Below are 12,450 nucleotides of genomic sequence, written 5' to 3'. Positions count from 1 at the left end.
CCGGTGGGGGGCGGGCCTTTTTCCGGCGTCCTCTACCCCAACCCGCCGGCAAATTATCCCACCCACCCCCCCCCGGGGGGCCCCCCCCCACACCCGCCCGCCCCGCCTTCGGCAGATCCGCTTGAGTTCTTCCGCGGCGGGTCGCCGGACCGACGGCGACCGCCCAAACGGGAGATCGGGGGTGCCACTCGTGCGGATCGGACTGCTCACGGAAGGTGGTTATCCGTATGCGACGGGAGAGGCCAGGCTCTGGTGCGACCGGCTCGTGCGCGGGCTCCCGCAACACGAGTTCGAGCTCTACGCACTGAGCCGCAGCGCCGAACAGGAGGAGCGCGGCCGGGTGCCGCTCCCGGACCACGTGACCCGGGTCCGCACCGCCCCCCTGTGGGCCCCCGCCGACGACGGGCGCAGCTACTCGCGGCGTGAGCGGCGGCGCTTCGCCGACTGCTTCACCACCCTGGTCCGGGGCATCTGCGCGGGCGGGGCCGAGCCCTTCGCGGCCGGGCTGTACGGCCTGGCCGAACTCGCCGGGGAGCAGGGCGGGCTGTACGCGGCCCTGCGCTCCGAGACGGCCGTGCGAGCGGTGGAGTCGGCCTGCCGGGCCCCGGGCGCGAGCCGGGCCGTACAGGCGGCGCAGGTGCCGGACCTGCTGGCCTTCGTGGACGAACTGGAGCGCAGGCTGCGGCCGTTGTCCCTCGACTGGTACGAGGAGCAGGGGGAGCGGGGCCTGGGCGCGGTCGACGTGTGCCACGCCGCGGCGGGCGGGGTCGCGGCGCTCCCCGGGCTGCTGGCCAAACGCTTCTTCGGGGTGCCGCTGCTGGTCACCGAGTACGGGGTCCAGCTCCGCGCCCAGTACCTGGAGCACAGCCCCGACGAACGGCCCGCCGTACGGGCCCTGCTCGCCGCCTTCCACATCCGGCTGGCCGGCGAGATCTACGCCCGGGCCGACCTGCTCACCCCCGGCAACGCCCACGCCCGGCGCTGGCAGGAGCGGTGCGGGGCGCCGCGGGCGCGGCTGCGGACGGTCTACCCGGGGATGGAGGCGGACCGATTCGCCACCGTCGGGGAGGACCCCGGGTGCGGGGACCCGGACACCCTGGTCTGGGTCGGCCGGATAGAGCCGGCCAAGGACCTGATCGCCCTGCTGCACGCCTTCGCCGAGGTGCGCAGGGCCGAGCCGCAGACCCGGCTGCGGATCTTCGCGACGGCCGTGGCGCCGGGTTACCTCTCCGACTGCCGCTCGCTGGCCGCGCAGCTGTTCCCCGACGAGGCCGCCGACGCCGTCACGGTCGGGGAGAGCCCGGTCACCTTCGAGGAGATCGGCGGACCCGAGGCCCCGTCGCCCGCCGACGCCTACGGCGCCGGGCGGGTGGTCGTGCTGTCCTCCGTGATCGAGGGCTTCCCGATCACCCTGGCCGAGGCGATGTTCTGCGGCCGCGCCACCGTGTCCACGGACGTCGGCGCGGTGTGCGAGGTGATCGGCGGCACCGGGCTGGTGGTCCCGCCCCGCAACCCCCGGGCGCTCGCGGACGCCTGCCTCGCCCTGCTGCGGGACCCCGAGCGGGCGCAGCGGCTCGGCGCGGCCGCCCGGGCGCGGGCCCAGGAGCTCTTCACCGTCGAGCAGAACGTGAATGCCTTCCAGGAGATCTACCTGCACCTGCTGGCCAACGGACCGGCGCGGCCGGACGGCGAGGTCCCCTTCGCGCAGCCCGCGGAGGCGCGGGTGCCCGGCCACTGGACCAGCCCGACCTGGGCCGCGGAGGCGACGGTATGACCACCCCTGACATCACGGGTGCGGCGCCGCTGCCGGGGCTGCGCACCTCGAACACCGGCGGGGCCCCGAACGCCGGGCGGCGGCGCGGCGACCCCGTCAAGGCGCTGCTGCACCGGCACCGGGAGCTGTGCGAGCGGGCCGTCGACGCGCTGGAGATCGCCGCCGGACTGGAGGCGCACGGCATCACCGACCGCACCGCCACGCGCTTTCGGCACCGGGACGTCTTCTCCCTCGCCGAAGAGCTGTACGCCCGCACCCCGCGCGGTGAGGTCCCGCAGGCCGCGCCCGCCGGTCCCGCCGTCGGGCCCCGCGCGCTACGGGGCTTCGGCTACGCCCTGCTGCCCGGCGCCCTCGCGCTCGGCGCGGCCGCCGCCCACATGCCCTGGGCCGGGGCCGCCGCCGCGCTCGGCACCGTCGCCGCCCTGGTGTGGCCCGGCCGGACCGCCGCCGGGGGCCGCTTCCCGGTACTGCTCCACCTGCTCGCCGCGGCCGCCGTCGGGTGGGCCGGCCACCGCCACGGGGTCCCCCTCGGCGTCGCCCTCGCCCTGGCCGTCGCCCCCGGGCACCTGGCCGCCGCGGTGTTCGCCGCCCGCGCCCGGCGCAGGCTCGCCGGGAGCCGCGCCCTGGAGGACTTCGCCGACGGGGTGCGCCCGCTGCTGCTCGGGGCCGTCGTGCTCTTCACCGCGGCCGCCGCGGGGGCGGCCGCGCTCGCCGGCGCACCGCTCGGGGCCGCCGTACCGCTCGCGGTGCTGCTGTTCCTGACCCGGCTGCTGCTCGCGCACGGCGCCCCGCGCGGGCCCGTCGCCGCGGCCCTCGTCCTCGCCCTGCTCCCGACCCCGGCGGCCCCGCTCGCCGCGGCGGCAGGGCTCCTCGTACACGCGGTGCTCGCGCTCTCCCGGGCGTCGGCACACGCGGCCCGTCCCTAGGACCGCCCTTCGGAGCCGACGCCGAAGCGCCCGTCGTACCCCAATCCACCCAGCCAGCAAGGAGAAACAGGACATGACCGGCCAGCCAACCAACCAAGGGGACGCGCGATGAGGGTGCTGCTGATCGGAGCCAACGGATACCTCGGCCGCTACGTCGCGGACCGCCTCCTCGCCGACCCCGCCGTCCAGCTCACCGCGCTCGGCCGCGGCGACGACGCCGACGTGCGCTTCGACCTCGCCACCGGCAGCCCCGGCGCGCTCACCCGGTTCCTCGACGCCGTCCACCCGGGCGTCGTCATCAACTGCGCGGGCGCCACCCGCGGCGGCGCCCGCGAGCTCACCCGGCACAACACCGTCGCCGTCGCCACCATCTGCGAGTCGCTGCGCCGCAGCGGCTGCGGGGCCCGGCTCGTCCAGCTCGGCTGCGCCGCCGAGTACGGGCCCAGCCAGCCCGGCTCGTCCACGGCCGAGGACGCCGTGCCCAGACCCGGCGGACCGTATGGGGTGAGCAAACTGGCCGCCACCGAGCTGGTGCTCGGCTCGGGCCTGGACGCCGTCGTCCTGCGGGTCTTCTCACCCGTCGGCCCCGGCACCCCGGCCGGCTCCCCGCTCGGCCGGCTCGCCGAGGCCATGCGGCGCGCCATGCAGTCCGGGGACGGCGAGCTCAAGCTCAGCGGGCTCGGCGTACAGCGGGACTTCGTGGACGTACGGGACGTGGCGCGGGCCGTGCACGCGGCCTCGCTGTCGGCCGCCCAGGGGGTCGTCAACATCGGCACCGGGCGCGCCGTCCGGCTGCGCGACGCGGCAGCCGTACTGGCGCGGGTCGCCGGATACGGCGGTTCCCTGCACGAACTGGACGTCCCGCACGGCGGATCGCAGCAGCCGCACGCGCACCCGGGCCGCCCGGCCGGCCTGGCCGCCATCGGCTCCCCGCGCTCCGAGGCGACGCCCGAACAGCTCGCCGCCGCGACGGCCCCGCCCCCGTACCCCTACCCGGACGGCTGCGGCGCCTGGCAGCAGGCCGATGTCCGCACCGCCCGGGACCGGCTCGGCTGGCGGCCCCGGATCAACCTGGAGGAATCCCTCGCCGACATCTGGATGGAGGCGGCGTGCCGCATCTGACCACCCCACCGGGGATCGCCGCGCCGGCCGCGACCGAGGCCGGCCGGCTCGGCCTCGGCATCCCGGGGTACGCGCACCCGCTGCTCGCACCGGTCGAGTGGGCGGAGCTGACCCGTCCCGGAACCCCGCTGCACTGGGCCGTCCTCAACGTCACGGACGGCCCGGGCGGCCGGCCCGACCCGCACTGCACCGAGGCCGCCGCGAAGCTGCGCGGGGCGGGCGGCACGGTGTTAGGCCATCTCGCCGTGCGAGACGGCTCGCGGTCCTTCGGCGAGCTCGTCTCCGACGCCCACCGCTTCCGGGACTGGTACGGGGTCGGCGGCTTCTACCTGGCCGGAGCCCCCGCGGACAGGGCGGACCTGGCGGCGGTGCGCCGGGTGGCCGACACCCTGCGCGGGCTCGGCGAGGACCTGCGGATCGTGCTCGGGCACGGCACCCACCCGTACGAGGGCTACGCGGAGGTGGCCGATCAACTGGTCACCTTCTCGGGGGCCTGGGCCGACTACCGCTGGTCCCAGGTCGCCGAGTGGACCGCGGAACATCCGGCGGAGCGGTTCTGCCACCTCGTCCACGGGGTGCCCCGCACACATCTGGAGGAGGCGGTCCGGATCGCCCGCTGGCAGGGCGCCGGGACCATCTGGTTCACGGACCGGCCCGGGGCAGGGGACCGGGACCCCTGGGCATCGATGCCCGGGTACTGGGACGAAATCGTCTCGCGGATCGGACCGGGTGTCTCGGAATGAAGAAGGGCGTGGCAGTGTTACCGGAAGAACCACCGTTAAGACTTAATCATCTACGGAGTCCCCGTGTCGCTGCCACCCCTGGTAGAGCCAGCTGCTGAGCTCACCGTTGACGAGGTCCGTCGGTACTCCCGCCACCTGATCATCCCGGATGTCGGGATGGACGGCCAGAAGCGCCTGAAGAACGCCAAGGTGCTGGCCGTGGGCGCGGGCGGCCTCGGTTCGCCCGCCCTCATGTACCTGGCCGCGGCCGGCGTCGGCACGCTGGGCATCGTGGAGTTCGACGAGGTCGACGAGTCGAACCTGCAGCGCCAGATCATCCACAGCCAGGCGGACATCGGCCGTTCCAAGGCCGAGTCGGCCCGTGACAGCGTGCTGGGCATCAACCCGTACGTGAACGTGGTCCTTCACGAAGAGCGGCTCGAAGCCGAGAACGTGATGGAGATCTTCAGCCAGTACGACCTCATCGTCGACGGCACGGACAACTTCGCCACGCGCTACCTGGTCAACGACGCCTGCGTGCTGCTGAACAAGCCGTACGTGTGGGGCTCGATCTACCGCTTCGACGGCCAGGCCTCGGTCTTCTGGTCCGAGCACGGCCCGTGCTACCGCTGCCTCTACCCGGAGCCCCCGCCGCCGGGCATGGTCCCGAGCTGCGCCGAGGGCGGCGTGCTGGGCGTGCTCTGCGCGTCCATCGGGTCCATCCAGGTCACCGAGGCCATCAAGGTCCTCACCGGCGTCGGCGAGTCGCTGGTCGGCCGTCTGATGATCTACGACGCCCTGGAGATGCAGTACCGCCAGGTCAAGGTCCGCAAGGACCCCGACTGCGCGGTCTGCGGTCCGAACGCGACCGTCACCGAGCTCATCGACTACGAGGCCTTCTGCGGCGTCGTGTCGGAGGAGGCCCAGGAGGCGGCCGCCGGCTCGACGATCACTCCGAAGCAGCTCAAGGAGTGGATCGACACCGACGAGCCCATCGAGATCATCGACGTCCGCGAGATCAACGAGTACGAGATCGTCTCGATCCCCGGCGCGAAGCTGATCCCCAAGGGCGAGTTCCTGATGGGCACCGCCCTCCAGGACCTGCCGCAGGACAAGCGGATCGTGCTGCACTGCAAGACGGGCGTCCGCAGCGCGGAGGTCCTCGCGGTCCTGAAGTCCGCGGGCTTCTCGGACGCGGTGCACGTCGGCGGCGGCGTGATCGGCTGGGTCCACCAGATCGAGCCCGACAAGCCGGTCTACTAGCAGCGCACCGAAGGGGCCGTACCGCTCACGCGGTACGGCCCCTTCGGCGTGTGTCAGGCCGCGGGGCAGACGGTGTTCGCGCCCGGCACCTTCCCGTCCAGCAGGTAGGAGTTCACCGCCTGCTGCACGCACTTGTCGCCGCTGTTGTACGCGCCGTGCCCCTCGCCCTTGTACGTGAGCTCCACGCCGACGCCGGGGCCGAGCCGCTCCACCATCTTGCGCGCGCCCTCGTACGGGGTCGCCGGGTCGCCGGTGTTGCCGATCACCAGGATCGGGGCGGCCCCCGGGGCGGACACGTCCGGGGTGTCCCAGGCGCCCGTGACCGGCCAGTCGGTGCAGCTCATCATGGCCCAGCCGAGGAAGTCCCCGAAGACGGGCGAGGCCGAACGGAAGCCCGGCAGCTTGGACTTGGTCTGCGCGAGGGTGTAACGCTCCTTGGAGTCGGCGCAGTTGATCGCGGTGTTCGCGGCGCCGATGTTGCTGTACTTGCCCTGCTGGTCACGGCCGTTGAGCGCGTCGGAGAGGGCGAGGAGCAGCTGGCCCTGCCCGCCGTCGGCCTCGTCCAGCCCTTGTTCCAGCAGCGGCCACAGCTCCTTGGAGTACAGGGCCTGGGCGATGCCGTTGGTCGCCGAACTCTCGGTGAGCGGGCGGCCGGGCGCAGCGGGGATCGGCTTGAGCGCCAGGTCCTTCTGGAGCTTGATGACGTTGTCCTCGATCTCCTTGGCGGTGCTGCCCTGGAGCCTGCAGGCGTCGCCGCGGTTCACGCAGTCCTGCGCGAAGTTGCCGAGGGCCAGCTGGAAGCCCTTGGCCTGGCCCAGCGCACCCTCCTCGGAGGTCTTGGTGGGGTCGACGACGGCGTCGAAGACGGCCCGGCCGACGTTCTTGGGGAAGAGGTGGGCGTAGACCCCGCCGAGCTCGGTGCCGTAGGAGATGCCGAAGTAGTGGAGCTTCTCGTCGCCGAGGGCCTGGCGGATGCGGTCCAGGTCACGGGCGGCGTTCTCCGTGCCGACGTGGGGGAGCACCTGGCCGGAGTTCTCCTTGCAGGCCTGCTGGTACTTCCGGATGTTGTCGACGAACCTCTTCTCCTGCTCGGGCGTCGCCGGGGTGGAGTCGGAGGCGTAGTAGGCGTCGAGCTGCTTGTCGTCCTCGCAGCGGACGGGCGCGCTGCGGCCGACCCCGCGGGGGTCGAAGCTGACCAGGTCGTAGCGCTCGCGCAGGGCCGCGTACTCGCTGGCCGCGCCGGGCAGGGTGCCGATGCCGGAGCCGCCGGGGCCACCGAAGTTGAAGACGAGGGACCCGATGCGGTTCTTCTTGTCGCGGGCCTCGGCGCGGATCAGGGCGAGCGGGATGGTCTCGCCCTCGGGCTTGGCGTAGTCGAGCGGCACGTCGAGGGTGGCGCACTTCCAGTCCTTGCCGGGTGTCTGCCCGCCGCCCTCGTCCGCGGTGGGCGCCTCGCAGTCCCCCCACTTGAGGGGTTTGACCTTCTGGGCGCTCGCGTCCTTCGTCTTCTTGTCCTTCCCCCCGCCGTCGGAACAGGCGCTGGTGGTGAGCAGCGCGGTGGCGAGGGCGGCGGCAGCGGTGATCCGAAGGGCGTTTCTCGGCATGTCCCCATCCTGTGCGCCCGGCGCGTCGGCCGCCCGCGCCATGAGCCGAACGGGTCGCCCCCGCTTGGGCCCGCGCCGGCCCCCGGTACACCAGCGGAGCTAAATGGCTTCCTTGCGCGTCAGGAAGTTGAACGAGATCCAGCCCGGCAGGACCGGCAGCCAGAAGGTCATCGTGCGGAACAGGAGCACCGACGAGATCGCGATCTCCTTGTCCAGACCCGCCGCGACGAGGCCCAGCGTCAGCGTGGTCTCCACCGCGCCGATGCCGCCCGGCGTCGGCGCCGCCGACCCCAGCGCGTTGCCCGCGAGGAAGACCACCGCGATGCTCGCGTAGCTGATGGCCTGGCCGCCCCCGAAGGCGCGGATCGAGGCGTCCAGACACATCACGAAGCAGCCGGTCAGCAGCAGCATGCCGCCGATGCCGGTCACCAGCTTCTGTGGCTGCTGCAGCACGTCCAGCATGCGCGGCACCACGCCCGCGAACAGCGCCCGCACCCGGTCCGCCACGAACTTCCGCAGGAACGGCACCGCCGTCACCACCAGCACCAGTACGGCGACCGTCAGCAGACCGGCGATGACCGTCCGGGACGGGGTCATCTCCGGGGTCTTCTCGGTCCCGGTCAGGTAGCCGAACGACAGCAGCAGCAGGATGTGGCTGGCCAGCCCGAAGAGCTGCGAGGCGCCCACGCTCGCCACCGCGAGTCCGGGGCGCACCCCGGACCGCTGGAGGAAGCGGGTGTTCAGCGCGACGCCGCCGACCGCGGCCGGGGCCACCAGCTTCACGAAGGAGCCCGCGACCTGTGCGAGCACCGTCCGCAGGAACGGCACCCGTTCCGGTACGAAGCCCAGCAGGCTCATCGCGGCGGCGAAGTAGCTGAGTGCCGAGAAGGCGAGCGCCGCCCCGACCCAGCCCCACTGGGCCTCCCCGATGAGGGTCCCGAACTTCACGTCGGCGAGCTGCGTGAGCAGGTAGTAGGCACCGAAGGCGGCCGCGATGAAGGACACGAGGGTGCGGGGCCGGATCCGTTCCAGCCGGGCCGGTTCCACCGGGGCCTGCGGTCGGATGAGCAGCACCTGCCGGCGGATCTGGCTGAGGAGGTCCTCCTCCCGCGCTTCGTCCAGGGCGTCGTCCAGCGCCCGCTTCTCGGCCTTGCGCTCGGCCGCGGGGCTGGTCGAGGGCGTCCCCGCCCCGCGCGCCGCCTTCGCCGCCCGCGAGGACTCCAGTACGGCTTCCCGCTCCCGGTCCGCACGCTCCCGCGCGAGCTTGCGCAGGGTCGCCCGGGTGGAGCGGCTCAGCGCGATCGGCTGGAGCAGCGGCAGGCAGTCCGCCACCGCGTCGGGCCCGAGCACCGCCACCGCCGAGGCCACCGACCGCTCCGCGCCGACCCGCAGGCCGAGCGTGGTCAGCAGCTGTGCGATGTCCATCCGCAGCACCAGGTCGCCGGCCGCGATCTCGCCGCCCCGCAGGTCGGTGAGGATGACCTTGCCGGAACGATCCACCACGAGCGCGTCCCCGGTGAGCCTGCGGTGCGCGATCCGGCGCGACTGCAGGGCCCGTACCTGCTCCCACGCGTTGTGGGCCAGCTCGTCGGTGATCTCCTCGTCGGGCAGCGCGTCCAGGCTCCGCCCGCCCAGGTGCTCGTAGACGAGCATCACGGCGTCCGGGCCCAGCTCGGAGGTGGCGATCAGCTTCTGCGCGTTCGCCCCGGCCGCGATGGCGGCGTAGGCGAGGAGGGCCTCCTGCTCCAGGGCTTGGCGCAGCGACTGGATGCTGCGCCGGGTGGTGATCCCGCGCAGGGTCAGCCGGCGCCAGACCCGGTAGAAGAAGCCCTGGGCCTGCTGTTCGCGGTCCACGACGGTGACGTCCAGAGCGGGCCCGTCCTCCAGGGTGACGTGGTAGCGCCGCCCCCGGTCGCCGGCGTCGGAGCCGTCCCCCTCGGAGGCCTCCGCGCGCATCGCGCTGACCGGCTGGAAGCCGACCCGGCGCAGCCCCGCGAGGAGGTGCTGTCCGGTGGGCCGGACGTTCGGCGAGCCGACCGCGTACAGGGTTCCGTACGCGACGCTCCAGCCGATCAGCACCGTCAGGATGATCGAGAAGGGCGTGGTGTAGCCGCTGACCAGCATCGCGAAGGCGTCCAGCAGCAGGACCACCCACAGCGCGACGCGCCAGCGGGGCCTGCGGGTCATCCCCACGGCGGTCATGTACGCGATCACGGGCGCGAGGTAGCCGTGCACCGGATCGGTGAGGGCCCCGCCGGCTCCGGCGGAGCGGGTGAGGGCGTCCTGGATGGTCTGGGGGGCGGCCTGGGACACCCACAGGTCGGTGGCGAGGGTCACGCCGTGCGCGAGGACGGCGGCGAGCACGCCGTCGGCGATGCGCAGTCCGTCGCGCTTGATCAGCCGCTCGATGGCGAAGGCCACGGGGACGAGGAGCACCGCGATCGAGGACACCAGGCCCGCGACCTTGATCAGCAGGTCCGGCGCCTGGCCGGTGCCCTTGCTGATGTCCTGCTCCAGGCCGGCCGTCGTGCCGTGGGCGAAGGCGGCGAGGGCGAGCACGACCGCGATGCCGAGGACGCCGGCCAGGAGGCGTACGAGGTCCGAGGGGCGGTGCACGCGGGCGGCGAGCAGCGGCTCGTCCACCTCGACGCGGTCGGCCGCCGTCGGGGTGTGGCCGTGCGGGTCGTCGGGGTGCGGGTCCGCCGCGGCCTCGGCGCAGACCTCGGGGGCCGGGGCGGGGGTCGGGCTCCGGTCCGGGGTCTGGGCAGCGTCGGGGTGCGGCTCGGCGCCGGAGTCCCGGCCCGGGCCCGGGTCCGGGTCGCCGGCGGGATCCGGGTGTCGCGTGCCGTTGTCCGGGCACGCGTCCCCGCCCCGCGCCGCGCCGTTCGGAGGGCTCACACCCTGCTCCTTCGCCGTCACTTCCATCTCTTCTTGATCACGTATCACCAGTCACCGCCCGGAAGATGGTGGCACGGACCGGCGGGCGTGCGGGGCATCAGGGTGCGTGCCGGTGCGGAACCAAAGCTTCCGAGGGGTTGTCGTCCGCTCGCCGGCACGGGTGCGGCACCCTGTGCTGAATGAGCGAGGAGCTGCCCGCGTACGCGGAGCGGGTACTGGAGGTGGCCGAGCGGATTCCGCCCGGCCGGGTGATGACGTACGGCGACGTCGCGGAGTGGCTCGGCGAGGGAGGACCGCGCCAGGTCGGCCGCGTCATGGCCCTGTACGGAGGAGCCGTGCCCTGGTGGCGCGTAGTGCGGGCGGACGGCCGCCCTCTGCCCGGCAGCGAGCGGCGCGCGCTGGAGAACTACCGCGCCGAGGCCACCCCGCTGCGGCTCACCGGCGCCGGCGAACCGCGGCTGGACATGCGGCGGGCCCGCTGGGACGGAGCCGCCGGACAGGACGAAGGTCACACCTGACAGCTTCGGCCATGCGCGGCCCGAACGGGCGGTCGAAGGGACGTGCGAAGGCCCGTACGAGCTACCCGGGGGGCCGGACGGCACCCCTGAGGGAACTGCGCACCGCGCGCCGGTTGCCGTAGCGTTGCCCCTTCGGCTTCGGCTTCGGCCGTCGCGGCAACGCCAGCAGCACCAGCAACCGCAGACCCACCAGGACCGGCACCTCACGTGAACACCTCTTCCTCCGGCCGCGCCGAGCGGCGGCGTACGCGGACCCCCGACGCGTACCGCCTCGTGCGCACCGGGCCGGAACAGGTGGATCCTCCTGTGCTGGACGCAGCGCAGCAGGCTGTGGTTGACCACACCGGCGGACCGCTGCTCGTCCTGGCCGGACCGGGCACCGGAAAGACGACCACGCTGGTCGAGGCGGCCGCGGCCCGCGTCGAGGCCGGGACCGACCCCGCCCGGATCCTGATCCTCACCTTCAGCCGCAAGGCCGCCGTGGAACTGCGCGACCGGGCCGCCCTGCGCCTCGGCGGCGCGCGCGCCCCGCAGGCCACCACCTTCCACTCCTTCTGCTACGGGCTGGTCCGCGCCCACCAGGACACCGACCTGTTCGCGGATCCGCTGCGGCTGCTGTCCGGGCCCGAGCAGGACGTGATGGTCCGCACCCTCCTTGAGGGCCAGCGCCGGCTCCGCTCGATCCGCTGGCCGGACGACCTGCGGGCCGCGCTGACGACCCGCGGCTTCGCGGACGAGGTCCGCGCCGTGCTGGCCCGCGCGCGCGAGCTGGGCCTCGGGCCGGCGGCCCTGTCCGACTTCGCCCACCGGATCGGCCGCCCCGACTGGAAGGCGGCGGCGGCCTTCCTCTCCGAGTACCTCGACGTCCTGGACCTCCAGGGCACGCTGGACTACGCGGAACTCCTGCACCGTGCGGTGCTGCTGGCGGAACGCACCCCGGCGCTCTCCTCCTCGTACGACGTGATCTTCGTGGACGAGTTCCAGGACACGGACGCCTCGCAGCTGCGCCTGCTGCGCGCCCTGGCCGGGCCAGGGGGCACGCTGGTCGCCTTCGGCGACCCCGACCAGTCGATCTACGCCTTCCGGGGCGCGGACATCAACAACATCCTCGACTTCGAGGGCGCGTTCCCGGGCGCCGCCGTGCGCGCGCTGACCGTCTCCCGCCGGCAGTCCGCGGGCCTGCTCGCGGCGACCCGGCAGCTGACGGCCCGGATGCCGATGCCCCGCCTTCCGGCGGCGGCGGTCCGCGCCCACCGCGACCTGCGGCCCGTACGGGACGGCGGGCGGGTGGAGGTGTTCACGTACCCGACGGCCGGCTCCGAGCTGGACAACATCGCCGACATCCTGCGCCGGGCGCACCTGGAGGACGGCGTGCCGTGGGGGGACATGGCCGTCCTGGTCCGCGCCGGCGGCCGCACCCTGCCGACGATGCGCCGCGCCCTGATCTCGGCGGGAGTCCCGGCCGAGACGGACGGCGCGGACACCCCCCTGCGCCACGAACCCGCCGTCTCCCCCCTCCTGACGGCCCTGCGCACGACAGCCACCGCCGCCCTGCCCCTCCCGGGGGGTTCCACGGTCCCGCCCGCCCCGAACCCCGCCGCCGGGGCGGGCCCTGCTTCCGCC

At 74.0% G+C, this 12,450-nt stretch carries 9 protein-coding genes; 7 read left to right on the top strand and 2 right to left on the bottom strand.

All coding sequences use genetic code 11. The features are described 5' to 3' along the window. Positions 1–190 precede the first annotated feature (190 nt). From ACFWBF_RS19405 to moeZ, 5 genes are all read left to right on the top strand, one after another. Positions 191–1,774 (top strand): DUF3492 domain-containing protein, encoded by a 1,584-nt coding sequence (locus ACFWBF_RS19405; protein ID WP_385603024.1) that lies wholly within the window; start codon positions 191–193, stop codon positions 1,772–1,774. After that, entirely contained in the window at positions 1,771–2,700 is a 930-nt protein-coding gene (locus ACFWBF_RS19400) for a hypothetical protein (protein WP_385603005.1), read from the top strand. Before ACFWBF_RS19405 ends, ACFWBF_RS19400 begins: the two co-directional genes overlap by 4 nt. A 108-nt stretch (positions 2,701–2,808) precedes the next feature. Further along, positions 2,809–3,822, top strand: coding sequence for an NAD-dependent epimerase/dehydratase (locus ACFWBF_RS19395; protein WP_385230595.1), 1,014 nt, complete (start codon positions 2,809–2,811; stop codon positions 3,820–3,822). Next, a complete protein-coding gene (locus ACFWBF_RS19390) occupies positions 3,810–4,565 on the top strand; it encodes a spherulation-specific family 4 protein (protein WP_385603002.1) in 756 nt (251 codons plus the stop codon). The genes ACFWBF_RS19395 and ACFWBF_RS19390 overlap by 13 nt, the downstream gene beginning before the upstream one ends. Before the next feature lie 63 nt (positions 4,566–4,628). Continuing rightward, complete coding sequence (moeZ, locus tag ACFWBF_RS19385) at positions 4,629–5,807, top strand: adenylyltransferase/sulfurtransferase MoeZ (RefSeq protein ID WP_385230601.1); 1,179 nt, start codon at positions 4,629–4,631, stop codon at positions 5,805–5,807. 53 nt (positions 5,808–5,860) lie between these two features. On the opposite strand, the gene ACFWBF_RS19380 is transcribed toward moeZ, so the two are convergent. Together ACFWBF_RS19380 and ACFWBF_RS19375 are read right to left on the bottom strand one after the other, a co-directional pair. Beyond that, positions 5,861–7,411, bottom strand: a complete 1,551-nt coding sequence (locus ACFWBF_RS19380) for an alpha/beta hydrolase (protein WP_385602999.1) — start codon at positions 7,409–7,411, stop codon at positions 5,861–5,863. Positions 7,412–7,510: 99 nt separating this feature from the next. Beyond that, on the bottom strand, positions 7,511–10,336 hold the full coding sequence (locus ACFWBF_RS19375; RefSeq protein WP_385602997.1) for a lysylphosphatidylglycerol synthase domain-containing protein: 2,826 nt from the start codon (positions 10,334–10,336) through the stop codon (positions 7,511–7,513). Between the two features lie 152 nt (positions 10,337–10,488). Here ACFWBF_RS19375 and ACFWBF_RS19370 point away from each other — a divergent pair, with 152 nt between their 5' ends. Together ACFWBF_RS19370 and ACFWBF_RS19365 are read left to right on the top strand one after the other, a co-directional pair. Then, positions 10,489–10,827, top strand: a complete 339-nt coding sequence (locus ACFWBF_RS19370) for an MGMT family protein (RefSeq protein ID WP_385602993.1) — start codon at positions 10,489–10,491, stop codon at positions 10,825–10,827. 207 nt (positions 10,828–11,034) lie between these two features. After that, positions 11,035–12,450, top strand: a 1,416-nt coding sequence (locus ACFWBF_RS19365) for an ATP-dependent helicase (protein ID WP_385602991.1), incomplete at its 3' end; no start/stop codon positions are given.

Origin of the sequence: Streptomyces sp. NPDC060028 (assembly GCF_042736725.1) — a bacterium.
Lineage (GTDB): Bacteria > Actinomycetota > Actinomycetes > Streptomycetales > Streptomycetaceae > Streptomyces.
This window is presented reverse-complemented; position numbering and strand designations above follow the sequence as displayed.